Consider the following 24,052-nt stretch of genomic DNA (forward strand, 5'->3'; position numbering starts at 1 on the left):
TATTGGTGGAAGATAATGTTAGAAACAGATGTTTGTGGAGTTCATTTTAGAAATCCTTTGATGTTGGCCGCAGGAATTATGGGAAGTACTGCTTCTTCAATGAATTGGATTTTAAAATCCGGTGCAGCTGGTGTTGTTAGCAAATCCTTTTCTTTAAATCCTCATCCTGGATATAAGAATCCTACAACCGTTGGTGTTGATGGAGGAATTATCAATGCAATCGGGTTGTCTAATCCTGGTGTTGATAATTTTAAAGAAGAGCTAAAACAAATCAACAGGGAAAATAATATAATTATTGCATCCATTTATGGTGCCACTCCTGATGAATTCAGTAGTTTGGTAGAGCAAATCAATCCGTTGGTGGATATGATTGAATTAAATATTTCCTGTCCTCATGCTATGGAAGGTTATGGTGCTTCCATTGGTCAGGATTGTAATTTAAGCCATACTATTGTGGCTGCTTCAAAAGATGCAAGTGAAGTTCCAATTATTGCTAAATTAACTCCTAATGTTACGGATATTACAGAAATAGCTAAAACTTGCGAAGATGCTGGAGCTGATGCTCTAAGTTTAATTAACACGTTAGGTCCGGGTATGAAAATCAACATTGATCTTGCAAAACCGGTTTTATTTAATAAATTTGGTGGAATGAGCGGCAAGGCCATAAAGCCTATTGCTGTCAGCAATGTTTATTCTGTTTATGAAGCTGTTGATGTACCTATCATTGGCGTTGGAGGAATTTACACCTTTGAAGATGTTGTAGAATTTATTTTTGCTGGTGCAAGAGCAGTTCAAATCGGTACTGCTATTATGGATGAAGGTGTTGAAGTATTTTCAAAAATTAATGCTGATTTGGAGTTATTTATGAAAGAAAAAGGTTATTCATCTATTGATGAGATGGTAGGCATTGCACATGGAGGTGACTAAAATGATTAGAGCACCTGAAGCTGTAAAAATTAAAGAAATCATTGACGAAACTCCTACAATCAAAACTTTCAAATTTGATACAGGAATTGATGCTAAACCTGGCGAATTTCTAATGCTTTGGCATTCAACTGATGAAAAACCGATGTCCATTTCCAATATTGGTGACGGCGAACTTTCAGTAAGTGTTAAAAACATAGGTGAGTTCACTTCTAGACTCCATGAATTGAAAGTTGGAGATATGATTGGGGTTAGGGGTAGTTACGGAAACGGATTTAAAACAGATTTTAAAGATAAAAAATTATTGGTTATTGGTGGTGGAGTTGGAATGGCTCCAGTTACTGGTTTAACTCGTCAATTAATTAAATATAATGATGTTGATGTTTTAATTGCTGCAACTACTAAAGATGAACTATTATTTTTGGATGAATTGGAAAACTTGGATGTGAATCTTCACCCATGTACTGATGATGGGTCTTATGGATTTAAAGGATTTGCTTCTGATTGCCTTACAAGTTTGCTTGAAGATGAAACTTATGATTATGCTTTTGTCTGTGGCCCTGAAATAATGATGATTGGAATATTCAATATCCTTGAAGATGCTAACATCCCTGCGGATTATTCTCTTGAAAGATATATGAAGTGTGCTCTTGGAGTATGCGGACAGTGCTGTGTAGATAATACTGGCTGGAGAATATGTGTTGAAGGTCCTGTTTTTGATAGTGAACAAATCAAATTAATAGAGGAATTTGGAAAATACAGACGTGATGCCTCTGGTGTAAAATATTAGAATAGTGGTAAATATGGAAAAGGATTTAAAGGAATATATGACTCCTCCAGTAATGTTGATACTGTTTTTACTTGTAGTTTCATTGATATTTGTATTTCCAGTATTAAACATGATAATATTGGGGGCAATCCTAGCTTATGGTATAAGGCCAGTCGCTAAAAGGATACAATCCAAACTAAAATTCCAATCAATTTCCATATTATTGGCGATGATTGTTGTAATCATACCATTAATACTTCTGATAGTTTATATCGGATCTGTTATTTCTGGATTTTTAGCCAGTTTTTTCGCTTCAAATCCAAATTTGGATATTAGCTCTGCAATAACTCAAATATCCAATTACATTCCAGAAAATCCATTTCTAAATGAAAATAATTTTCTTCCAACAATTGAAAGTGCCGGCAAATATGTATTAAATTATTTGGTTAGTAAATTAGGTTCTTTAGCCAACATTACATTAGATTTATTTGTATTAATCTGTTCCGTTTATTATTTCATCAAAGATGGTGATGCCTGTTATAATTTTATAAAATCATTTGTTCCGGATAAACATATGGAATTTTTCAATAGAACAGTTAAATCTATTGAGGATGTATTAAAAAGCATATTCTATGGCCACTTTTTAACATCTGTCATAATAGGCATATTCGGTGCAATAGGATATTCTATTTTAGGTTATCCGTACGGAATATTTTTAGGTGTAATAACAGGAATCTTGCAATTGATACCAATATTTGGGCCATGGCCGATTTATTGGGCACTGGCAATTATTGATGCATTAAATGGAAATTACCCAAGGGTTATTGTTGTACTGTTATTCGGATTTTTCTTAAGTCTTATAGATATGTATATAAGGCCAGCTATTTCATCACATCATGCTGATATCCATCCATTAATACTTTTAGTTGGATTTTTGGCCGGACCGTTAGTTTATGGTATTGTAGGTTTTATTGTGGGACCATTAATATTGAGTATTACTTATGTGGTTTTAGATAATTATAGAAAAGAATTAAAGGAGTCTAAATAATGGAACGAGAAGTTGTTATTTTGGACATTGATTATGTAACATATGAAGATAAACCTGTGATTAGATTATTTTCAAAAGACGGCGATAAAAATGTGGTATTAATTGATGATTCATTCACACCATATCTTTATGTTTACAGTAATGCTCCCGATGAATGTATTGACGATTTGAATGATCTGTTAGATGATGTTGTAATTGAAAAGGTCACTAAAAAAGATTTCCAAATAGAAAAAACTTTCATTAAAATAACCTTCACTCATCCACAAGTACTGTCTAAACACAGGGATGAGATTAGAGATTTGGACAGTGTATTGCAAATCAGAGAATTTGATATTCCATTTTATAGGAGATACCTGATGGATAGGGATGTAATACCAATGACCAAAGTAAAGGCTTCCGGTGAAAAGCTAGATTCATTTTTATCATTGGACAGTGAAAAACATGACATTGAAATAATAAAATTGAATGAACCTCTTGAAAGGGTAGATGAAAATTCAAATGATTTCAGAATACTCAGCTTCGATTTGGAAGTGAGAAATCCTCATGGAATGCCGGATTCTGCTGACGATGAAATAATCATGATTGGTGTTGCAAGTAATTTTGGAATCAATCAGGTAATATCAACTAAAACTAATTCTAAAAGTCGCGGTGACTTTGTATATATGGTATCATCAGAAAAGGAAATGATACAAACGTTTGCAAACATCATAAAGGAAAATAATGTGGATATTGTTGTGGGATATAATTCGGATAACTTTGATTTTCCGTATTTGATTGACCGGGCCAAAATTCATGATGTGGACTTGGATTTAGGAATGGATGGGTCTGATATTCGTTTCATTAAAAGAGGATTTGCCAATGCCGCTTCAATGAAAGGACTAATTCATGTTGATTTATATTTGGTAATGAGAAGATACATGACTCTTGAGAGATACACATTGGAGAGAGTCTATTACGAATTGTTCGGTGAAGAAAAAATAGATGTTCCTGGAGACAGAATCTGGGAATTCTGGGACAATGGTGGTGAAGAGTTAGACAATCTATTTGATTATTCTTTAGATGATGTTGTATCAACCTTGAAAATTGCAGAACAAACCTTGCCGCTTAACCTGGAATTGACTCGTATAATAGGTCAGCCGTTATTTGATGTAAGCCGTATGGCCACAGGCCAGCAGGCAGAATGGTTTTTAGTAAAACAGGCTTATTTTGATAATGAAGTTGTACCAAATAAACAGGGATCAAACTTCACAGACCGTGCAAATGCAGAAGATAATGAAGGAGGATTTGTACTTGAGCCCGATAAAGGGTTGCATGAGAATTTGGTTCAGTTCGATTTCAGAAGCCTGTATCCAAGCATCATCATTTCTAAAAATATTTCTCCGGATGTTTTGATAGAGGACGATGGGGTTAATCCTGAGGAGTATAACATGTCTCCGGAACATGAGTTGAAATTCAGGAAAACTCCTCAAGGTTTCATTCCGTCAGTTATTGATAAAATCCTGCAGGAACGTTTCAGAATCAAACGTGAAATGAAGGCATGTGATGACCCAACTGAAAGAAAAGCTTTGGATGTACAACAGCAAGCTATTAAACGATTAGCAAATACGATGTATGGTATTTATGGTTTCCCACGTTTTAGATGGTATTCATTTGAATGTGCAAAAGCTATTACTTCCTGGGGAAGACAATATATTAAGCATGCTATGAAAGAATCTGAAAAATATGGTTTTAAGGCTATTTATGCTGATACTGATGGATTTTATGCAAAATATGTTAAAAAATAGTTTGTTATATATTAAAGTTAATAACATTATGGGGCCATATTAACAGAATTACTTTAATATAATATGGCTGAAAAATCATAAAAAAGTTAAATTAATTCTTTTCTAATATCGTCTCCGGCAACGATAAGCAATAATGAAAATAATATGAGTATTATACTAAAACCGATAACTATGAAATTCAATATTGCTATTACAATATATAATTTCCATAGTATGCTATCATTATCATATTTAATTGAAAGTAAATATATGAATATGGCAAAAATAAAGTATAATGATACTTCAAATACTAGCATATCAATATTGGCTCCTCTTTGAGCCAATGCGAGCATGCCAGTATCTGAATTAAGTGCAATAGTTACTATTAATAATAGAATACCAATAGCAACATATCCATAGGACACTATTTTGCTAAATTTCTACCTTGGGGTCTATTTTCAATCATCGGAGTCTATTCTTCAAGATATGAATCAATATCGATGCTTAAATCATCACAGATTCCTTTTAACTGTTCGTATAATTTAGCATCAATTTCAATTCCATTTTCTTCAGCATCAGCGATTCTTTTAACCTCTAGATCTCCAGGAATTGCAACAGTTTCACCAGTTGCTCTTACTTGGGATACAAAGTCTTCGGTATTAGCTACAAAATCGCCAAAATCTCCAAATTTGGATGGATCAATTGCTATGTATAAATCTCCTTTAGTACAGTCTTTATCTGGTGAAGCGGTACCGCTAACCCCTATTCCATAGCCTGCCTGTACTAATGGTCCGGTTAAAATTTCAATCATTAATGCAAGTGCATAACCTTTAAATCCACCAAATGGTAAAATGGAACCTCCATCTAGAGCTGCTTCAGGGTCAATTGTTGGATTTCCTTCTTTATCCAAAGCCCATCCTTCAGGCAATTCTAAACCTTTTCTTTTTGATTCGATGATTTTTCCACGAGCAGTAACTGATGTTGCCATATCAACAGTAATGTAACTTTCAGATGGAATACCTATAGCTAATGGGTTGGTTCCTATTAATGCATCTTTTCCACCTAATGGTGCAATTGCAGGGTCAGTATTGGCCATTACAATTCCAATAACATTTTCCCTTAATGCTAAATCAGAATAAAATCCAGTAACACCAAAGTGGTTTGAATTATGCACACCAACACAACCAATACCTACTTCTTTTGCTTTTTTAATCGCAAGTTTCATCGCTTTGTAGGATACTGCTTGTCCAAATCCGCTGTTACCATTTATTAATGCAATAGCAGGGGTTTCTTTTTCAATTGTAATATTATCTTCTAAATTGATGGTTCCTGCTTTAATACTAATTAAATATTGTGGGAATCTTCCAAGTCCATGAGAAGTAAATCCTTTTAAATCAGCATCGATTGTAGCTTCAGCCACTAACTCACAGTCTTCATCACTAGCCCCTAGTTTTTTCAAAATTTCTTTTACCAGAGCTATTTCATTATCTTTATAAATTTTCATTTTCTCCCTCCTAATATTCAATTGTTGAGCCTTCGAAAGCTTTTACAACAATTTTTTCATCATCAGTTACTTTACCAATAATTTGGCATTGGCAATATTCGTTTAAAGTATCCATTATTTTTTCAGCTTCGCTTTCTTCAGCGATTACAACAAAGCCTATTCCCATATTGAATACTTTATACATTTCTTTAATATCGACGTTCTGTTCGTAAATAAGCTTGAATATTTCTGGTATTTCAGGCAAGTCATTTATTTCATAACCGATACCTTTTTTCAAACGTCTGAGGTTTGTAAATCCTCCTCCAGTAATGTGAGCTAATCCATTAATTTTATATTCTTTTTCAAATAATGCTACAATAGGTTTTACATATAATTCAGTAGGTCTTATTAATTCTTCACCAATAGTAGTTTCACCATTAGGCATTTTATCATCGACGCTAAGTCCGGCGTCTTCAAATATTGCTTTTCTGGCTAAACTATAACCGTTTGAATGAATACCATTACTGTTAATTCCAATTAAAACATTTCCTGGCTGAATATCTTCGCCGGTTATGATTTTATCTATATCAACAAATCCAATACCTGTTCCGGCTAAATCAAAGTCTTTAATAATTCCTGGAAGTGAAGCAGTTTCTCCTCCAATAATGGCTATTTTTGATTCGTTAGCTCCTTTAACAAGACCTTCTGCTATTTCAGCAGCTCTTTGAGGATCGGGTTTTTCAACAGCAAGGTAATCAACTAATGCTATTGGTTCAGCACCAACACATAAAATATCGTTTACAACCATTGCAATGCAGTCAATTCCAACAGTATCATATTTGTTCATCATTTCAGCTATTAATATTTTACTTCCCACACCGTCAGTACTCATAGCAATAGCTTTATCGCCTAATTTAACTAAAGCAGCATAATGGCCGCTATCAGTAATTATGTCTCTACATTCTAATGTTGATTGAAGTTTAGCAGCGATTTCTGACACGGTTTTTGCTTCTAAATCAATATCTACACCAGATTCTGAATAAGTAACCATATAATATTCCTCATTAGCATTTTTTTTAAAAATTTTATTTATACTATTCATATATTTGTCTTGATTAGTATATATTTTTTATTAATGTATTCTAACACAATCTAAATTGATAGGAGTCCTTGTTTCAATTTTATAACTTCTATGGATTGATGAAGCTAAGTCTACTGCTTTTTTAGGGTCACCGTGACAAGTAATGACCTTTTCAGGTCTTGGATTAAGTCTTTTTACATATTCCATTAATTGTCTTCTATTGGAGTGACCACTGAATCCATGGATAGTTTTGGTTTCCATGTTTACATGGAATTCTTTGGTTTTACCATCATCATCTTCAAGAGGAACATCTTTTCTTCCTTTTTGGATTCTTCTACCAAGAGAACCTTCAGATTGATATCCTACAAATATTAAAGTATTTCTTTCATCTTCACATAGCCATTTGAAGTATTCAACAGAATTTCCTCCAGTTAACATACCTGAAGTTGATAAGATAATTGCAGGTTCCGGACTTTCAACAATATCTTTCCTTTGATTGTAATTTTGAACTTTTATAAACATGTCTGAGACAAATGGATTTCTTCCCATATGGAATATTTGATCCCTTAAGTCTTTACTTAAGTATTCTGGTCTGGCTGTGTGGATTGCTGTAGCTTCCCAAATCATACCGTCAATGTAAATTGGTACTTCTTCAATCATTCCGTGTCTCATGTATTCTTCAAGCACTACCATAAGTTCTTGTGCTCTTCCTACTGCAAAAACAGGAACCAATACTTTTCCACCACGTTTTAAAGTTTTATAAATGCTTTTCATCATTTCTTTTTCAGCGGAGTTTCTTGATGGTTGAACATCCTCTTTACCACCGTATGTACTTTCCATAATAACAGTTTCCGCACGAGGGAATCTTATTGTTGCAGGTTCAAGTAATCTTGATGGTTCATACTTAAAGTCTCCAGTATAAACAAGGTTGTATGCACCGTCTCCAATATGCATATGTGAAATTGCTGAACCTAAGATGTGTCCTGCATTATGTAATGTTAATCTAATATCTGGTGAGATATCAGTAACTTCCCCATAATCTAATGTGAGCGTATTTTTAATTGCTTTGTGGATATCCTTTACGGTAAAAGGTAATGGATTTCCTTCTCTGTGAGCAATATCAATATGATCCAGTTGCAATAATGTTGTCAAATCTCTGGTAGGGGTTGTACAGTAAACAGGTCCTTCATATCCGTAGTGATAAAGGTATGGTACAAATCCACAGTGATCTAAGTGGGCGTGGGAAATAATAACTGCATCTAATTCTTCAATTGAAAATTCTGGAGCAGTTAAATAAGGAAATGCAGTCTTATTGTCCGGTGCAGCTACATTAACACCACAATCTAATAAAACACGACTGTTTGGAGTTTGTAAAAGCATGGATGAACGTCCCACTTCTTTAAATCCTCCCATGGAAGTTACTCTAGCCCAATCGTTAGGGTATTTGCTTCCTTGATGGATTTGACGTCCAAGTCTTTGCAATAATTTTTTTCTGTCTTTACTACTATTTTTCAATGTAGTTCTAATTTTACCAATAACATCTGAACTGATAGGTGGTGTCCTTAAAATTTTAGGTGCCCAACCAGTATTTTTAACAATATTTCTTGAAGTTGCTCCATATTTACCAATAACAAGTCCTGGTTTTTTAGCAGTAATAACAACTTCACCTGTTACAGTATCAAAGTATATGTCGGTAATTTCTGCACCTTCAGGAACAATTTCATGAATTTTATTTATTGTTTCTTCAGGTTCAAGTAAAGCACTTTTGTCAGATCTAATAATAATTCTTTTTCTAAGCTCTTTTGCAAGTGACCTAACCAAATCACCATTTTCAGTAATGACCTGTGGGTTTTTTGTATATACCACAACTTCAGGTCCCTCAAATTCAACTTTTGAAACCTGTGTGTCTTTTGGTAATTTAGCCAAAATCTCTTTTTTAATTTCATCTAAAATGTCTGAAGTCATATAATCCCTTCAAAAATAGTTAGTGTATTAAAATAGTTTGTGAAAAGCTTTTTGCTATAATTAGTTAAACTTCACAAACCATGTACACTATATTATATAAAAAAATAGTTAGTTTATGAAAAATTAGTTATCGCTTAAATTTTTTCTAGAATATCATTAATTTTTTCATTCTCTAACATTTCAAAGCCGTTTTTATCTACTTTAGCGACTAAATATCCGTTACCGGAAAAAGTGTCACGTTCAGCAGCAGCTCTTATAGCTCTTATGGCTATTTCTATTCCTTCATCAGTTGTAAGATCATCTCTGAATCTGTCTTCTAACACACCATATGCTACGATAGAACCAGATCCGGTTGATATATAAGTATCTTCAATCATACCACCAGCTGGGTCGAGTGAGTAAAGGGAAGGTTTATCTCCATCCATACCTCCGAGTAATGTTTGGACATACATAGGTCCTGAACGTAATATGTTTGCAGTTAAGGATGCAGCAGCTCTAACGCTAATTACATCATTGTTTCTCATTTCATAAAGAGAAACTTCTGCTTCAATTATTTTCATAAGACTTTGCGCATCTCCAACAGAACCAGCTATGGTTGTTACGATGTGATCATTAATTTTAAATATTTTTTCTGCGACTTTATGAGCTACTAAATTTCCCATACTAGCTCTTCTTTCGCTTGCAAATACAACACCATCTTTACAGGTAATACCTACGGTTGTTGTACCTTCTAAAATTTTGTCATCCATTCAAAAACACCTCTACAAGTATTTAAAATATAATTTAACACTCTTTTAGGTTATCGTCAATAAAATATTATTTAATTTTATTTAAAATCAGAATCAATATGTCAGTTTAAACTAACAATTTAATATTAGCTATCGAAGTATATAAACTTTTCTTAATACTTTTTATATATTTCAATTTTGTTAGTTGATTTTGCATAATTTAAATTCCATTTTTCTTCTACAATTGGGATGTTGTTTAGGTTTGTAACAATTTTTCTATATTGGGACAATTTTTATCAAGTAATAATTTTTAAATACAATTCTATTCATATATACTTTTTAATGAAATATAAAAAAATTGGTGATATTTTAATTTTAAATCATAATCCAAGTAATTTAGAGGAATTGGATCAAAAACATAACGTTAAAACTATAATGAAAATTAATCATATTCAAGGAACAAAAAGGGAGCCGGTTTATAATATTTTATATGGCAGTGAAACCGAAACAATCAATAGAGAAAACAAATGCTTATTTAAGTTGGATTTATCTAAAGTAATGTGGTCAAAGGGCAATGTCAATGAACGCCTGCGAATAGCCAATTTGGTTGAGGATAATGAATCTGTCATTGATATGTTTGCAGGCATAGGCTATTTTTCCATCCCCATTGGTGTTCATGCTAATGCAAAGGAAGTGGTTTCCATTGAAATCAATCCCAATTCTTATCATTATTTGTGTGAAAATATTAAACTGAATAATTGTGATAACATCAATCCTGTTTTAGGTGATTGTTTGGTTGAAACACCTAATTATAATGCTGACCGTATTTTAATGGGCTATGTTAAAACAACACATCATTATTTAAAAGTAGCTATCAACAGCTTAAATAAAGGAGGCATTATTCATTATCATGAAACTGTTCCTGAAAAATTAATAGAAACAAGACCTCTTTCACGGATAAGGCAGTCTGCTGGTGATAGGGAAGTTGAGCTGTTAAAAATAAATAAAATTAAGAAATATTCCCCTGGAGTATGGCATGTAGTTATAGATGCTTTAATAGATTAAGCGTTTTTTCGAGTAAGGCATCGTTTAGCCATTCGTCAGTTACATATTTTTCATAAATGCACAATCTTTCAGTTAATTTAAATCCTGTATCAACGGTTAAATTATTCAATACATCTATTGTTGGCCAAGGGGATGTTGGATTCACATAATCCACACTGACTGGTGACACTCCACCCCAATCATCTGCTCCACAAAGCAAAAAGTTTTGAGCGGTATCATAATTCAAATTCGGCGGGACCTGAATACTGACATCCGTATCTCCAAATAATAATGTGGCTGCAGTTACTGTACGAATCATATCCAAAAGACTAGGTTCGGGCCAATCCTTCATTTCAATGTAAGGTGTTCGTGTAAAGTTTTGTATGATTATTTCCTGAATATGGTCATATTTATCATAAATTTCACGAATGTCAAACAATGAATCAACGATTTCTTCTTTTGTCTCACCAATACCAATTAATATGCCTGTGGTATAAGGAATTTTTAATTTTCCGGCATTGGTTATGGTTTCTAGTCTTAATTTAGGATCTTTTCCAGGACTTTTTTTGTGTGCCGGAAGTTCCATTAATCTTTCAGATGAATTTTCAAGCATCAGTCCCATTGATACATTAACTTCCTTGAGCTTTTTTAATGCATCATAGGAGAAGTTTCCTCCATTGGTGTGGGGAAGCATATTGGTTTCATCCAATGTCATTTGGCAGATATCAACAATATAGTCAACCATGTTGTCATAGCCAAATTCATTCAATCTTTTTAAAACCACTTCTTCTTCATCTGCATCTTCACCAAAAGTAAATAACGCTTCTTTACATCCCTGCTTTTCAGCTATTTTTAATTCTTCTAAAATTTCTTCTTTTGTTTTTAGAATAATAGCATCTTTGTCTGTAGGATTTTTCTTGAAATTGCAGTATCCGCAATCATTTCTGCAGATTTCTGTCAATGGAATAAAAATATTTTTAGAATAAGTAATGAGATTATTCTTTCGATATTGGGCGGCTTTGGCAGTATATTTTAGAATATCCAAACCTTTTGCATTCAATACTGAAAGAATATCTTCTTTTGAATAGTTCGTCATTTTCTACTCTTCTTTTTCAGAAACAGTCACTTCAACATATAATGGAGGTATTTCGTTTTTATCCTCCCATATTGCAATAATAACATCAAAACTTGGAAGTTCAAAGACTTTATAAACAACTACAAGTCCCATTGATTCTAATTCTTCTTTTACTCTTGAAAAACCTTTATTGTCAACGCTAACAGTTTGCAATTCACTTTCTTTTATATGTTTGTCGCCTGATTTTAAAATTTCTTCAATTTTATCAGAATCTGCTGGAACTTCAACACCACCAAGTTCTTCTCCAATTTCCAAAACTTTTTCTTCAAGCTGATTGATTGGTATTACTTTTCTTGAACGGCTTCTAACAATCAGTATTTTGTCATTGTCAATGGCTGGGCGTGATCCTTTAAATGAATCAAAAAAGCCCATAACACTTCCAGCTATTTCGTATTTCTTTTGCATTAAATCAAGTCCTTATATGTTTAATTCCTGTTTTAACTCGCCCATTGTTGTTACTTTTTCTGCAAATGCATTATGTCTGTGTATACTTTCTTGATTTTCTTGGCGAGAAGTAATTAATGTATCATCTGGGAAATCAGAGTATTTTTCTGCAATCATTTCCATCATGTTTCTAACACAATCTTCAACGAAAACAGGTTTTCTGTGTGCATTCATTACTGTTGCGTTTTCATCTGGTCTTTTAAGGAGTTCGCATACCGGGGAGGACATAGATTTTTCTATTATTTCAATTATATCTTCTCCTTCAACATTCCATCCTTCAGGTACTTCAAGCAATAAAGTTCCTACTCCTCTTTGGTTGTGTGATGCGAATGTTACGGTATCAATTACTTTTTGTGTAGTTTCTTCATCTAAAAATTCTAATAATTTGTTTTTATCAGATTCCCTTACGGATTCTTGTGCACATGGACAAACGGTCATTCCAACTAATTCTGCTCCGATGCTTTTTCTGATTTCAACATTACCGTCATCGTCTCTTAAACCAACAGCTTTTGCTTTAAGGTTTGCCATTTCTTGAGTTTCATGTTTGGTGACTGGGGATTCACGCATGAACATGTAATCGGTAGTCATGGAAATTTCAACACGTTTTGCATATTCGTGTTTGTCCATCATTTTTTCAACAATCATAGCACATAATGATTCTACTCCAAAATTATTGTCTGTAGATATGCTGTCTAAAACTTCGCTGATAGCTTCAGGATTTCTAGACATGTGCACTCCTTTTTGGTCAAAAGGTAAATCTACAAATGCATCAAATGTTGGTAATAGAATTATAGGCCTTTTATTTGGTCTTTCAAGTTGCAATAATTTTTTAACACCAGTTACTCCTACTCTAGTTAACTTTATAGGGATATTAGGTGTATCATCTTGCGTGTCTGGTAAACAAATTGCCAATTTCATAACCTCTATAAATAATAATTTTAATAATATATTTATATAGTTTTTAATATTTATATTAGTTAGGTCAACTAAATTTTTTTTATATTGTTATAAAAAATAATTGTTAAAAAAATGTTTAAATATTTAATTTTTTTGTTTAATTTCTTATGAATTCAACAAAAAATTTTAGATAATTTAATTTAATAAAAATAGGTTGGGTAGAATTAACTACCTCATTTATAAAATATTTGAAGATCCCATATCTTCTTTAATTACATCAAGAACGGTTTGAGTGTATGTTCTTTCTATAATTGGGTCTTTTAATAATTCTTTAATAAAAGAATTTAATTCATTGGTATTTCTGAATTTAGCAATTAAAAATGCATCATATTCTCCAGTAACATCATATATGCCTACAACATTTTTATTGAAGAAAGTTTTTTCTTCCCAGTTTTTGAGTTTTCCTCCTTTAACTCTTACTCCAATAATAGTTGTTAAAACAAAACCTAATTTTTCATGGTCAATTACTGGGGAGAATTTTTTAATAACTCCAGTTTTAACCATTTTATCAATACGGTTGTGGATAGTTCCAACAGATACATCTAAATCTCTGGATATTTGTCTGTAAGATGTCCTGACATCCTTATTAATAATTTTTAATATTTTGATATCAGTCTCATCTAGTTTTACTATGTTGTCTTTTTCCTTAACCATAATCATTTTCCTCCATTAATATGATTTATATAATACACTATTATATACAATACATTATTTAAAATTTTTCTTTTTTTTTATTTTTTTTTATATAATTTTGATTAAATTATTTAATGTAATATAATTTATACTCTTTTATCTCTTTTTTATATTGATTTTCTAGATATTGTTTAGAAAATTTAATAATCAATTAAGAATTATTTAATTTTAGTAATATGTCTTTTATATCATTTATTGATGCATTGGTTTTAATTCCGATAGGGCTGAAATGTGTTTTTTCAGCTTCGAAGCCATTATTCCTTATTTTATCAAAAATCAAATCTAATTTTGGAGCGCTTATCTTTAAAGACCTGCATATTGAGTGCACATCATAAAAAGTAGCAGGACTATCCGCCTCAATCAAGCATGCATTTAGCAATTTTAATAATTGATTTTTTGTATTTAGTTTTTTATTTTCTGATTCATCAATCATTTTTGATATGAATTCCTTATTTTGAATCTCTCCAAGCCATAATGGGCCTGCTTGAATTAATTTTTCACCGCATTCCGGACATATATTTGGAACAGATGTGGCAAGACCATTATTTGTCTCTCTGTATAGACATTCCTTGCAATGACTGATATATCCAATATTTTTCAATGATTCGTCACTTTTTTTTGAACCTTTTTTAACTTTTAGGTATAATCTCATATAATGTTCAGTACTGTGGGACAATAATACTTCAATGCATTTTGCATATTTGGACAATGTCAGTGCACAAAAACCGGCAAGAATCCTAATGCCTGTTTCATGGCAATATTCGCTTTTGTATGGTTTGGAGTTATATTTGCGAATACAAGGTTCTTTATATGTTCCACATAAGGCTGATGTATCAGTAGCAGTTACGCATAACAGGGATTCTCTTCGGGCACAGTATCCCGCTGAATCTAGAAATGGTGATGGGGTTCCAAATGGATCTATATCAATAACATCGAACTTTCCCCGGTTAAGCCTTAAAAAAATACTGGCGTCCTGCTGGGATATTGTAATATCATCTAGCTGATTCAAATCAACATTATGCTGTTCAAATTCATTTGCCAATTCGCTTATATCATTTATTGACACATCCCCAACTCCATCAATTTCATTTTTATAGCGAACACCCCTTATTCCGCTTCCTCCAAATAAATCACAGATATTAATATCTCTTTTCTGTTCTTTTTGATAAGTCTGGAGTGCTAGAATTGAAATATCTCTATTTAATTCCATATGGGGATTGTAAAAAACAGGTGCATCAGATGAAACTTTTTCATATTCGGGGAATTGTATTTTTGTTAATCCTTCTTCAATTGTTTTAAGTTTATATTCATCCAAATTAATCACTTTTAAATTTAATTACTTATTATTTTAAATATTATAAAATTTAAATATTATTGTAGTATAAAGGTGATATTGTGTCAGAAATTAAAGTTCCCATAGCAAAACCAATTATAGGACAAGAAGAAATTGATAATGTGGTTGAGGTTTTGAAATCTGGAATGATTGCTCAAGGACCAAAAGTTTCAGAATTTGAAAAGGAATTTGCATCATGGGTTGATGCGGATTACGGTGTTGCAACTAATTCCGGTACTGCAGCCCTGCATGTGGCATTGCTTTCCTGCGGTATTGGTGCGGGTGATGAGGTAATTACAACCCCATTCACATTTATTGCAAGTGGAAATTCAATAGTTTATACAGGAGCAAAGCCTGTATTTGCAGATATTGATTTAAAAACTTATACTTTGGATCCTGAATGTATTGAATCATTGATAACTGATAAAACAAAAGCAATAATGCCTGTACAATTGTATGGTCAGTCTGCAGATATGGATGCTATCTGTGATATTGCCCAAGACCATGATTTGGTTGTAATTGAAGATGCTGCTCAGGCTCATGGAGCAACATTCAATGATAAAAAAGTAGGTAATTTAGGTGACATGGCTTGCTTTAGTTTCTATCCGACTAAAAACATGACAACCTCTGAAGGAGGTATGATTACCACAAATAATGAAGAGCTAGTGGAAGAAGCACATATATTCAGAGCTCATGGTTCAAGGGTAAAATATCACCATGATGACATTGGATATAACTTTAGAATGACTGATATTTCAGCGGCTATTGGTCTTGCACAATTAAATGTAATTGAAGAATTTAATAAGAAAAGAGCTGAAAATGCAGCTTATTTAAATGATGGGTTAGCTGATGTAGATGGAGTAGTTACTCCTTATGCAAGGGAAGGCTCAAAACATGTATATCACCAATACACTATTCGTGTTGAAAAAGGAAATCGTGATGATTGGATAGACATTTTGACTGAAAATGGAATCGGTACCGGTGTTCACTATCCAATACCGTTATACAATCAGCCGATTTATCAAAAATTAGGATTTACCGGTAGCTGTCCTAATGCTGAAATTGCAGCTAGTGGTGTAATTTCATTACCTGTCCATCCATCATTAACTAATGATGATTTGGATTTAGTTATTGAAGCTGTTAAAAAGGCTTCTGATAAATTATAGCTTAAGAGTCAATGACTCTTAATCTAACATTTTTTCTACTGTTTCTATTTTTTTATCTAACGTTCTTTTTTCAATATCTCTTCTGTCATCAACTTTGATTACTGTATATACACGTCCGGCTCCGACTTCAAAGACTGCTTCCTGGGCTTTGGCTATAACTTCATATAGTTCTTTTAAATTTTCAGCTTCAATCTGTGTTCCCATTCCTGTTAATTGCCAGTCAAGTCCGGAATCTTTAACTACCTGTACTGCTGCAGCAACGTAGTCTTTGCATCCCGTTGAATCACATCCGACAGGCAATATTGCAAAATCACAAGTTATCATATTATCACTTCGAAAAATTATTTATTAAAATAATTATAAATTATTTGTCATGGCAAAATTGGATAAGGATGAATTTAATGAAATGATTTTTTCAAGAATCAACGATTTAATTTCTGAATATGAATTAATTAAGGAAAATGAATTAATTGCTGTTGCATTGTCTGGTGGAAAAGACAGCGTTCTAACATTGCATGCTCTAAAAGGATATCAGGAATTTTTAGATTTTGATTTGGTGGCAATCAGTGTCGATGAGGGAATTGAAGGATATAGGGCTCACGGTATTGATGCGGCCGTTAATAATGCTAATGATTTGGGTATTGAGTTAGTTCAGAAATCATTTCTTGAAGATGAAGGTTTTGCCTTGGATGATATTTACTCTGATTTTAAAAGTGCATGCATTCCGTGTGGTGTTTTCAGAAGAAACATTTTAAATAAAACTGCTTATGAAATTGGTGCTGATAAAATCGCAACAGGCCATAATCTGGATGATGAAATTCAATCTTTTTTAATGAGTTTTGCCCGTGGAGATACAATTAAATTCTCTAAATTCGGTCCTGAACTTGATGTAATTCATCCAAAATTAGTTCCCAGGATTAAACCTTTATGGAATACTCCTGAAAAAGATGTTGGACTTTGGGCGGTTTTAAATGAAATTGATATTCATCTTGAAGAATGTCCTTATTCTCATTTATCTTTAAGGGCTAAAATTAAAGAATTTTTAAATAATAATGAGGATGAATATCCCGGTTTAAAAAATAATATTATGGAATCATTTCAAAAGATTTTAACCTTTGAAAATGATATTTCCACAAATTTGAATGAATGCGAACTTTGCGGCGAACCAACTTCATCCAATATCTGCAAAGCCTGTGAGATTAAACAATCAGTTTCTCAAGATTGCGAAAGCCATATATGCGATGAATAATGCAACAAGTATAAATCCTTCTTTTTTATCATATTTGGATTGTGTTTTACCAAATATGAAGAATAATATTGTAACACCAAACATCAATACAATATCTGTTAGCATATCGGGGTTAATTGATATTGGACGGATTGCACTGCTTGCACCAAGAACCAATGAGATATTGAAAATGTTCGATCCTATCACATTACCTATAATTAACTGATTTTCACCTTTCCTTAAAGCAGTAAGTGAAGTGACAAGTTCCGGTAAAGAGGTACCCATTGCCACAATGGTCAAACCCACTAATGTTTCACTCATTCCAAATGCTATTGCTATATATGATGCACTGTCAACAACGAAATCCGCACCAATTATAATACCTGCAACACCACCAACAATGTATATAATACTTTTTAGAGCACCCATTTTAGGTTTTTCAACAACTTTTGATTCTTCTGATTTTCTAGCGTCATAAACGAGGTATGTAACATAAGAAATAATCAAAATGAGTAATATAATACCTTCAATTTGTGTTATTTTCCAGCCATATAGAATAAAAGCGGTCAAAACTCCTGTAAGGAATACTAAAAAGGGCAAATCAAGATTTAAAACCTGTTTAGTAATTTTAAGTTCATTTAAAAGAGCACATAAACCGATAATTAGCATCATATTAAACAAATTACTTCCAATAACATTACTGAGGGCCAATTCATTACTGCCCGCCAGTGAAGATGTTATCGAAACGGCTGCTTCGGGCGCACTTGTACCGAAAGCTACAATGGTAAGACCAACAATTAAAGTTGGAATCTTTAATATGGATGCAATGTTACTGGATCCATCAACAAAAAAGTCGGATCCTTTAATTAATAATACAAAACCTATTATTAATAATGCAAATTGTATACCGATACCTACGAAATCCATTTAATCTTCCTCTTCATTATTATTAATATAATCTTCACCAAAATCAGTTACAAGAATTTTGTCAATTTGATGGCCGTCCAAGTCTACAATTTCAAAGCAGAATCTTTCCCATTGGTATTTGTCATTAACATCCGGCAAGGTACCGCTGATACTTAAAATAAATCCAGCGATTGTTGTAAAACCATCTTCTTCCTCATCAGGGAAAGGTTCATCAAGGTCAAACAGTTCTTTAAAGTTATCAATTCCGTATCTGCCGTCAATTAACCATGTGCCGTCTGTTCTTTGGGTAGCTCTTGGTTCATCATCTTCATCTATTCCCGGAATGTCTCCAACGATGCCCTCTAATAAATCGTTTAAGGTAATTAATCCTTCAACACTTCCGAATTCATCAACCACAAGAGACATATGAACATATTCTTGGTTTTCTTTAAATTCTTTTAGAAGTTCCAATGTTTCCAATTTTTCGGAAACAATTAACGGTTCTTTAATGATTTTATTAATATCAAAGTCCTCATCACCAAACATTAAGGAAAGAATGTCCTTTGCTTGAACAACACCCATAAAATCATCTAACTCTCCATGAGCTATTGGAAAGATGGATCTTTTACTCTCAATAATTTTAACTTTATTGACTTCTTTGGAATCTTCCAAGTCAATCCAAATAATTTCATTTCTTGGAGTCATTATTGTTTCAACTTTCTGGTCATCAAGTCTGAATACTCTTTTAATAATGTCCTCTTCCTCTTGTTCTATTGTCCCATCTTCTATTCCTTCTTTAATCATTAATTCAATTTCTTCTTCAGTAACGAGATCATCATTCCTATTTTCAATTCTCATTAACCATAAAAGAAAACTGCTGGATTTTGCAAGAATAAAACTGACAGGTTTTGAAATTTTGGAAAGAATCACCATACTTTTTGCAACTCTGAGGGAAATTTTCTCAGGGTCATTTAAAGCGATAACCTTTGGTACAATTTCTCCAACAACCAGTGTCAGGTAAGTGGTAACGATAACAACAATTGCAACACTTATCTGTTCATTGTACGGGACAAATGATATTAGTTCGGAGAGGGGTTTGGCAAGAGTTACTCCACCCAATGCACCTGTTAAAACACCAATAAGTGAAATTCCAATTTGTACTGTTGATAAAAATTCATTAGGGTCTTCTAATAAATCAAAAACAATCTGAGCTCTTTCATCTCCATCCTCTAAGTATTTTTGCATCTTTGCCCTTCTAACAGATACAACAGCAAGTTCAGCCATTGATAAATATCCTGTAAGGATGATTAAAATTAATATGATGATTACTTCAAGTATTCCTGCAGCCATTTTTAACAGACCTTATTTTAAATCACTAGCTAAAATGAATCCTGTATTTCCATATATTTCGTCCTGCATTTCTTGTACTGCATAAGAAGCTTCTTCTCTTGTATTTACTTTTTTAAATATCCTGCGTCCTTTAACTTTAATAGTTTTTCCACATACACATTTTCTTGTGGCAACCCCTTCTTTTGCATATAAAACTCTTCCACAATCGCAACGAAATATAAAATACATAATATTTTTCCTAAAAATTTCGATTATATTAATATTAATTTTTTAGAAGTATAAAAAACTTTTTGTTGTATTACTTTTTAGCGAAGTATTTTGTATGATATCGCTTTATTAAATTATCTTTCAAGTACAGTATAAAATAAATTGTGGTACTATCCACCGAATATCTTCATAAATAATGGAATAAATACCTGTGAAGGCAATATTACTAATGTTGCTATACTAACTGCAACATTTGTTCCAATAACAACCAGCAGTATTCTAAAAATGTTATTGTGCCATAAATCCCTATAACTTTCAAAGTTTGTTAAACTTCTAATATCACTTTGTCTTACTTGCCTATATTTGGCTTCAGTTAAGCCTGAAAACCATCCTGCAGCAAGTAATGGATGAATAATTGTTAATGGAGCAACCAATCCACCTACAACTGCGGATTGAATTTTTGATCCGGATAAAATTGAGCCTAAAAATCCCATAATTATACTGATTACTACAAACTCATATAAATTATATGTAATGTTTATCCCGCTAAAAAATGCCAGAAAAAATATCACGATAAATAATATAGGGATTAATGTTAAAAATATTTTGAGCCATGGAATTCCTTTTTTCTCTTCAGTTTCATTTAATTCCTGAAGTGAAGGAATGGTTTCAGGATTATCTAGGTATTTTGTTATTCCTGGCTGATGTCCTGCACCTACAACGGCAACTACTTTGTCTTCAGGTATTCTTAAAATGCTTCCTGCAAGATATGCATCCCTTTCATGAACTAAAACTTCATATATTTGGGGAGCTTCATCTTTAAACATTTCAAGTAAATCATCCAGGTTTTCCGGGTTTTTCAAATCTTCAATATCAATTTCTTCATCATCAGTATCGGAAACTAATATTGCATATAGGAATTTGATTTTATCAATTAAAGACATTCTATTCAATGCGCGTTGTAATGTTACATTAATATCTCTATCGATTAATGCTATTGGTATATCCAAATCTTCAGCAGCTTCAATTGCACCAATCATTTCAGAACCTGGAGCAACATCTACTTCAGCACCGATTTTGGATTGAAAATGACTTAAAACGGTTGTTACAAAAAATAATCCTACTTTGTTTTCTTTAATGATTTTTGTAACTGAAATGGCTTCATCTTCTTCAATTCCCATCATTGATTTCTTAAGCTTAGTATATCTTCCAAAATCAAGTTCTATAGCTACCCTATCCGGTTGTATTTCATAAATCTTATCTTTTACTTCTTCAACACTTTGGGCAGATACATGGGCTGTACCGATAATTGTTAAACATTCACGCTTCATTAATAAAACACTCTTAAAAAATTATTATAATGTAATTTAAAACTTCCATTATTTAAAGTTAATCGTATTTATTGCATTATTTCGATATATTCCAACATTTTTTGAAGAATTTTTAAATAAGGCATATTCGATATCTTTTCCATATCCGAGGTTTTTTAACTTGTTTCCGGAAGTTGATTCAAAAAATGCTTTTTTAACGGCACTGTAATCTCTGCTGGCTAAAATTGCGGATTTTGCATATTCATCAATTTCACAATCACTGCACTTTTCGGATATCTGATAAATTATTTCGCCCGCAGCAAGAAAATCTTCTATCGCAAAATTTCCCCAAACTCCGGCCATTACAAGATCAATATGTGTTGTTGCAAGACTAAGGCTCGCATCTGCAGTGGCCTCAGCATTATTTAAACAGCCAATCAATACTTGAGAATTCATTTTTTCAAGTATTCTGGTACCGTTGCTTGTAGTCAGTATCAAGGTCTCTGAATCAGTATCAAAGTCAATTATTGCATTGGGTGAGTTCCCAATATCAAATCCTTCAATTTTTGCACCCTTGCGTTCACCGGCAATAATTCCTCCAGTTTCATCTTTGAGTTTAAATGCTTCTTCTGGTGTAAAGCAAGGTATTATTTGTGAAAATTTCTCCAGGGCAGTTGTTATTGTAGTGCTGGCCCTTAATACATCAACCATTATTGATACATCACTGCTTTTTGTCTCTTCAAAACTCAATGTTACTTTCATAGTTTAGTATATATTAATCCGTTTTATATAATATTATATTATGAGAATTGTTACAACGCCGATGTGCGAAGAAGTTGTAAAACTTGCCGGCATTAAAGAGTATAAGGTCAATAAAAATCCTGACTTGGAAGAAGGAGATTTGGCTATTCTATTATCTGAAAGTAAGGTGGAGATGGATTCAATAGCTATTAAGTTAAATACTCCAAAACAATTGGCAAATAGCATTCGTGAAGTTTCTAAATTGACTGACCATGAGTTATCCGATAGCGAAATTTTGGAGTTTTTTAAGGGTTATGATTATTGCTTGAAATATCTGGAAAATCATGACAACTCCCATGTAAAAGTTAAAGTCATATCCATGTTTTTGGGCGATATTGTAGATAATTTTGGCTTTGAAAAAGTGGATGAAAATTATGATTATGTAATTTATCCGGATTATTTGAAAGAAAAAGTACTGAATGAGACTGCTGAGTTGATAGAAATCCCATCTCACAATTTCGTGGCTAAAAATCCCTTTGAGCGCATTGAAAAAAGATATGGAATTTTGGAAAAATTAATATAGATTAAATTTGATAAATTATTAATAATATAGACTTTATGTGAGAGTATAAAAATGTATGAAACATTAACATTTACTGGTGGAGTTCACAGAAGTGAAGAAATTAAGGAATTGATTGAAGATTTGGGTGGATTCATTCTTCAAGATAACATTTTACAAATGGAATTGGTATTGAGTATGGCAATTCCATTAAATGATGTAGGTAAAATAGAAGAAAAAGCTAAAGAATTGCTTGCAAAAATTAGTGTAGCGCCAATGGCAGGTTCCGAAATCGCTGTTGTATCACCTACCCTTGCAAGACACCATTTACCTCATGCGGCTTGTGATATTTCAGAATTTTTGCGTGAATATGGTGCAAAAGATAATATGATAGGCCTTGCAAGAGGAGACGGCAAAGGAACTTCAGGGATTTCTGAAGAAGAAAAGCAATTAATTGAAGAACATGATATTGCTATTTTTGCACTTGGAAGCTTTGAAAATTGTATTAAGGAAAAATCTTTCTTATATGATGATTTGGATATTCCTGTAATTGTAACTGGAGCACCTGATATTCCAATTGAAGAACTTCCTGGAGCAGACGCTTATGTTGGAGATTTGGGAAGAATTCCTAGGAGATTAAGAAGAGGTCCTGATGTTAGGGCATTGGAAAAATTAGTAGAAACTGTTGAAGGAATTTTAAATAATAAAAAACAGGAAATGAATCTAGATCCACCACTAGTGCCTTCAATTGTTGTCAAAAATGCGATTGAAAATCAGATTCCTGAAATAAAGGATGTTATCTCTCCCGCACCAGTCACTACTCAACTTGATGGAGTCCGTGTAAAAATAAATTATGACAAATACCATGAATTAATTGAAAATATCGTAATTGATGGTAAAAAATTATCTGAAATCGCAGATATCAAAAAATCTAAAATGTATGATTATATTCTAGTTAAAATCAATACTCATAGTTCTCTTATCGAGGACTGAATTTCTTTTTTTTAAACTATTCTCATTCCAAAGAAATTGACGGCATCCACCAAATCATTGAAGTCTTCTAATTCTCGCTCAATGACATTTTCATCTGTCATGTCAATACTTAATTCACCGTCGACCGTCAATGTATCCGGGCCACGGCCTATGATGCGTTCCACTCCATCTGCACTTAAAATTCTTTCAGCATCAAGTTGATGAACAAATGATCTGCCCGGCAAT

25 protein-coding genes and 1 pseudogene are annotated in these 24,052 nt (G+C 32.7%); 9 read left to right on the forward strand and 17 right to left on the reverse strand.

Annotated elements, in window-relative coordinates; translation table 11 throughout:
• Nucleotides 1-15 precede the first annotated feature (15 nt).
• From ACKI3Q_RS00165 to ACKI3Q_RS00180, 4 genes are read left to right on the forward strand one after another with little or no spacing between them, the layout of a single operon-like run.
• Nucleotides 16-927, forward strand: coding sequence for a dihydroorotate dehydrogenase (locus tag ACKI3Q_RS00165; RefSeq protein ID WP_407413109.1), 912 nt, complete (start codon nt 16-18; stop codon nt 925-927).
• A 1-nt stretch (nt 928) separates the two neighbouring features.
• Complete coding sequence (locus tag ACKI3Q_RS00170; RefSeq protein ID WP_407413111.1) at nt 929-1,714, forward strand: dihydroorotate dehydrogenase electron transfer subunit; 786 nt, start codon at nt 929-931, stop codon at nt 1,712-1,714.
• Nucleotides 1,715-1,727: 13 nt separating this feature from the next.
• Nucleotides 1,728-2,741 carry an AI-2E family transporter gene (locus tag ACKI3Q_RS00175; RefSeq protein ID WP_407413113.1) on the forward strand — a complete coding sequence of 338 codons (1,014 nt, stop codon included), beginning with the start codon at nt 1,728-1,730 and terminating at the stop codon, nt 2,739-2,741.
• Entirely contained in the window at nt 2,741-4,525 is a 1,785-nt protein-coding gene (locus ACKI3Q_RS00180) for a DNA polymerase domain-containing protein (protein ID WP_407413115.1), read from the forward strand. The genes ACKI3Q_RS00175 and ACKI3Q_RS00180 overlap by 1 nt, the downstream gene beginning before the upstream one ends.
• 86 nt (nt 4,526-4,611) lie before the next feature.
• On the opposite strand, the gene ACKI3Q_RS00185 is transcribed toward ACKI3Q_RS00180, so the two are convergent.
• The 5 genes from ACKI3Q_RS00185 to psmB all read right to left on the reverse strand — a co-directional run bounded on the left by ACKI3Q_RS00185 (nt 4,612) and on the right by psmB (nt 9,782).
• Nucleotides 4,612-4,929 carry a hypothetical protein gene (locus ACKI3Q_RS00185; RefSeq protein WP_407413117.1) on the reverse strand — a complete coding sequence of 106 codons (318 nt, stop codon included), beginning with the start codon at nt 4,927-4,929 and terminating at the stop codon, nt 4,612-4,614.
• A 47-nt stretch (nt 4,930-4,976) separates the two neighbouring features.
• On the reverse strand, nt 4,977-6,008 hold the full coding sequence (gene comC, locus ACKI3Q_RS00190) for an L-sulfolactate dehydrogenase (RefSeq protein ID WP_407413119.1): 1,032 nt from the start codon (nt 6,006-6,008) through the stop codon (nt 4,977-4,979).
• 10 nt (nt 6,009-6,018) lie between these two features.
• A complete protein-coding gene (purM, locus tag ACKI3Q_RS00195) occupies nt 6,019-7,038 on the reverse strand; it encodes a phosphoribosylformylglycinamidine cyclo-ligase (RefSeq protein WP_407413121.1) in 1,020 nt (339 codons plus the stop codon).
• A gap of 81 nt (nt 7,039-7,119) precedes the next feature.
• Nucleotides 7,120-9,033, reverse strand: coding sequence for a beta-CASP ribonuclease aCPSF1 (locus ACKI3Q_RS00200; RefSeq protein WP_407413123.1), 1,914 nt, complete (start codon nt 9,031-9,033; stop codon nt 7,120-7,122).
• Between the two features lie 134 nt (nt 9,034-9,167).
• A complete protein-coding gene (gene psmB / locus ACKI3Q_RS00205; protein ID WP_407413125.1) occupies nt 9,168-9,782 on the reverse strand; it encodes an archaeal proteasome endopeptidase complex subunit beta in 615 nt (204 codons plus the stop codon).
• A gap of 321 nt (nt 9,783-10,103) precedes the next feature.
• Here psmB and ACKI3Q_RS00210 point away from each other — a divergent pair, with 321 nt between their 5' ends.
• On the forward strand, nt 10,104-10,826 hold the full coding sequence (locus ACKI3Q_RS00210; protein WP_407413127.1) for a class I SAM-dependent methyltransferase: 723 nt from the start codon (nt 10,104-10,106) through the stop codon (nt 10,824-10,826).
• On the opposite strand, the gene cofG is transcribed toward ACKI3Q_RS00210, so the two are convergent.
• The 5 genes from cofG to ACKI3Q_RS00235 all read right to left on the reverse strand — a co-directional run bounded on the left by cofG (nt 10,804) and on the right by ACKI3Q_RS00235 (nt 15,349).
• On the reverse strand, nt 10,804-11,901 hold the full coding sequence (cofG, locus tag ACKI3Q_RS00215) for a 7,8-didemethyl-8-hydroxy-5-deazariboflavin synthase subunit CofG (protein ID WP_407413129.1): 1,098 nt from the start codon (nt 11,899-11,901) through the stop codon (nt 10,804-10,806). The two genes, ACKI3Q_RS00210 and cofG, sit on opposite strands and share 23 nt — an antisense overlap.
• Before the next feature lie 3 nt (nt 11,902-11,904).
• Nucleotides 11,905-12,345, reverse strand: a complete 441-nt coding sequence (locus tag ACKI3Q_RS00220; RefSeq protein WP_296795737.1) for a DUF2120 family protein — start codon at nt 12,343-12,345, stop codon at nt 11,905-11,907.
• Nucleotides 12,346-12,357: 12 nt separating this feature from the next.
• Nucleotides 12,358-13,296, reverse strand: a complete 939-nt coding sequence (mptA, locus tag ACKI3Q_RS00225) for a GTP cyclohydrolase MptA (protein ID WP_407413131.1) — start codon at nt 13,294-13,296, stop codon at nt 12,358-12,360.
• A gap of 222 nt (nt 13,297-13,518) precedes the next feature.
• A complete protein-coding gene (locus ACKI3Q_RS00230; RefSeq protein WP_407413133.1) occupies nt 13,519-13,995 on the reverse strand; it encodes an Lrp/AsnC family transcriptional regulator in 477 nt (158 codons plus the stop codon).
• A 190-nt stretch (nt 13,996-14,185) separates the two neighbouring features.
• Nucleotides 14,186-15,349 carry a tRNA (guanine(10)-N(2))-dimethyltransferase gene (locus ACKI3Q_RS00235; RefSeq protein WP_407413135.1) on the reverse strand — a complete coding sequence of 388 codons (1,164 nt, stop codon included), beginning with the start codon at nt 15,347-15,349 and terminating at the stop codon, nt 14,186-14,188.
• An 80-nt stretch (nt 15,350-15,429) separates the two neighbouring features.
• Here ACKI3Q_RS00235 and ACKI3Q_RS00240 point away from each other — a divergent pair, with 80 nt between their 5' ends.
• Nucleotides 15,430-16,533 carry a DegT/DnrJ/EryC1/StrS family aminotransferase gene (locus ACKI3Q_RS00240; protein ID WP_407413137.1) on the forward strand — a complete coding sequence of 368 codons (1,104 nt, stop codon included), beginning with the start codon at nt 15,430-15,432 and terminating at the stop codon, nt 16,531-16,533.
• An 18-nt stretch (nt 16,534-16,551) separates the two neighbouring features.
• On the opposite strand, the gene ACKI3Q_RS00245 is transcribed toward ACKI3Q_RS00240, so the two are convergent.
• Nucleotides 16,552-16,857, reverse strand: coding sequence for an MTH1187 family thiamine-binding protein (locus ACKI3Q_RS00245; protein WP_407413139.1), 306 nt, complete (start codon nt 16,855-16,857; stop codon nt 16,552-16,554).
• A gap of 49 nt (nt 16,858-16,906) precedes the next feature.
• On the opposite strand from ACKI3Q_RS00245, the gene ACKI3Q_RS00250 reads away from it, so the two are divergent.
• Nucleotides 16,907-17,782 carry a TIGR00269 family protein gene (locus ACKI3Q_RS00250; RefSeq protein WP_407413141.1) on the forward strand — a complete coding sequence of 292 codons (876 nt, stop codon included), beginning with the start codon at nt 16,907-16,909 and terminating at the stop codon, nt 17,780-17,782.
• On the opposite strand, the gene ACKI3Q_RS00255 is transcribed toward ACKI3Q_RS00250, so the two are convergent.
• From ACKI3Q_RS00255 to comB, 5 genes are all read right to left on the reverse strand, one after another.
• Nucleotides 17,741-18,688, reverse strand: a complete 948-nt coding sequence (locus ACKI3Q_RS00255; protein ID WP_407413143.1) for a calcium/sodium antiporter — start codon at nt 18,686-18,688, stop codon at nt 17,741-17,743. The two genes, ACKI3Q_RS00250 and ACKI3Q_RS00255, sit on opposite strands and share 42 nt — an antisense overlap.
• Complete coding sequence (locus ACKI3Q_RS00260) at nt 18,689-20,017, reverse strand: hemolysin family protein (RefSeq protein WP_407413145.1); 1,329 nt, start codon at nt 20,015-20,017, stop codon at nt 18,689-18,691.
• 12 nt (nt 20,018-20,029) lie between these two features.
• Nucleotides 20,030-20,245: a DUF1922 domain-containing protein gene (locus ACKI3Q_RS00265; RefSeq protein ID WP_296795706.1), complete on the reverse strand. Its 216-nt coding sequence runs from the start codon at nt 20,243-20,245 to the stop codon at nt 20,030-20,032.
• Between the two features lie 149 nt (nt 20,246-20,394).
• The gene (locus ACKI3Q_RS00270; RefSeq protein ID WP_407413147.1) at nt 20,395-21,555 is read right to left on the reverse strand and encodes a TraB/GumN family protein; all 1,161 of its coding nucleotides are present in this window, start codon (nt 21,553-21,555) and stop codon (nt 20,395-20,397) included.
• Nucleotides 21,556-21,603: 48 nt separating this feature from the next.
• A complete protein-coding gene (gene comB / locus ACKI3Q_RS00275; RefSeq protein WP_407413149.1) occupies nt 21,604-22,296 on the reverse strand; it encodes a 2-phosphosulfolactate phosphatase in 693 nt (230 codons plus the stop codon).
• Between the two features lie 40 nt (nt 22,297-22,336).
• Between comB and ACKI3Q_RS00280 the strand changes: the two genes are divergently transcribed.
• Both ACKI3Q_RS00280 and ACKI3Q_RS00285 read left to right on the forward strand, forming a co-directional pair.
• The gene (locus ACKI3Q_RS00280) at nt 22,337-22,858 is read left to right on the forward strand and encodes a hypothetical protein (RefSeq protein WP_407413151.1); all 522 of its coding nucleotides are present in this window, start codon (nt 22,337-22,339) and stop codon (nt 22,856-22,858) included.
• 51 nt (nt 22,859-22,909) lie between these two features.
• Nucleotides 22,910-23,827: a methanogenesis marker 7 protein gene (locus tag ACKI3Q_RS00285; protein WP_407413153.1), complete on the forward strand. Its 918-nt coding sequence runs from the start codon at nt 22,910-22,912 to the stop codon at nt 23,825-23,827.
• Nucleotides 23,828-23,838: 11 nt separating this feature from the next.
• Here the strand turns inward: ACKI3Q_RS00285 and ACKI3Q_RS00290 are convergent.
• A pseudogene (locus ACKI3Q_RS00290) lies at nt 23,839-24,052 on the reverse strand (methanogenesis-associated radical SAM protein); the annotation flags it as partial.

Source organism: Methanobrevibacter sp. (genome assembly GCF_045636185.1).
Taxonomy (GTDB): Archaea; Methanobacteriota; Methanobacteria; order Methanobacteriales; family Methanobacteriaceae; genus Methanocatella.

Coding starts and splice junctions, on each gene's coding strand:
- ACKI3Q_RS00170 (WP_407413111.1), top strand. CDS start 929: ATGATTAGAGCACCTGAAGCTGTAAAAATTAAAGAAATCATTGACGAA.
- ACKI3Q_RS00255 (WP_407413143.1), bottom strand. CDS start 18,688: ATGGATTTCGTAGGTATCGGTATACAATTTGCATTATTAATAATAGGT.
- ACKI3Q_RS00280 (WP_407413151.1), top strand. CDS start 22,337: ATGAGAATTGTTACAACGCCGATGTGCGAAGAAGTTGTAAAACTTGCC.
- ACKI3Q_RS00265 (WP_296795706.1), bottom strand. CDS start 20,245: ATGTATTTTATATTTCGTTGCGATTGTGGAAGAGTTTTATATGCAAAA.
- ACKI3Q_RS00220 (WP_296795737.1), bottom strand. CDS start 12,345: ATGCAAAAGAAATACGAAATAGCTGGAAGTGTTATGGGCTTTTTTGAT.
- ACKI3Q_RS00250 (WP_407413141.1), top strand. CDS start 16,907: ATGGCAAAATTGGATAAGGATGAATTTAATGAAATGATTTTTTCAAGA.
- ACKI3Q_RS00180 (WP_407413115.1), top strand. CDS start 2,741: ATGGAACGAGAAGTTGTTATTTTGGACATTGATTATGTAACATATGAA.
- ACKI3Q_RS00200 (WP_407413123.1), bottom strand. CDS start 9,033: ATGACTTCAGACATTTTAGATGAAATTAAAAAAGAGATTTTGGCTAAA.
- ACKI3Q_RS00260 (WP_407413145.1), bottom strand. CDS start 20,017: ATGGCTGCAGGAATACTTGAAGTAATCATCATATTAATTTTAATCATC.
- ACKI3Q_RS00285 (WP_407413153.1), top strand. CDS start 22,910: ATGTATGAAACATTAACATTTACTGGTGGAGTTCACAGAAGTGAAGAA.
- psmB (WP_407413125.1), bottom strand. CDS start 9,782: ATGGATGACAAAATTTTAGAAGGTACAACAACCGTAGGTATTACCTGT.
- ACKI3Q_RS00175 (WP_407413113.1), top strand. CDS start 1,728: ATGGAAAAGGATTTAAAGGAATATATGACTCCTCCAGTAATGTTGATA.
- cofG (WP_407413129.1), bottom strand. CDS start 11,901: ATGACGAACTATTCAAAAGAAGATATTCTTTCAGTATTGAATGCAAAA.
- purM (WP_407413121.1), bottom strand. CDS start 7,038: ATGGTTACTTATTCAGAATCTGGTGTAGATATTGATTTAGAAGCAAAA.
- comB (WP_407413149.1), bottom strand. CDS start 22,296: ATGAAAGTAACATTGAGTTTTGAAGAGACAAAAAGCAGTGATGTATCA.
- ACKI3Q_RS00230 (WP_407413133.1), bottom strand. CDS start 13,995: ATGGTTAAGGAAAAAGACAACATAGTAAAACTAGATGAGACTGATATC.
- ACKI3Q_RS00165 (WP_407413109.1), top strand. CDS start 16: ATGTTAGAAACAGATGTTTGTGGAGTTCATTTTAGAAATCCTTTGATG.
- ACKI3Q_RS00210 (WP_407413127.1), top strand. CDS start 10,104: ATGAAATATAAAAAAATTGGTGATATTTTAATTTTAAATCATAATCCA.
- comC (WP_407413119.1), bottom strand. CDS start 6,008: ATGAAAATTTATAAAGATAATGAAATAGCTCTGGTAAAAGAAATTTTG.
- ACKI3Q_RS00245 (WP_407413139.1), bottom strand. CDS start 16,857: ATGATAACTTGTGATTTTGCAATATTGCCTGTCGGATGTGATTCAACG.
- ACKI3Q_RS00270 (WP_407413147.1), bottom strand. CDS start 21,555: ATGAAGCGTGAATGTTTAACAATTATCGGTACAGCCCATGTATCTGCC.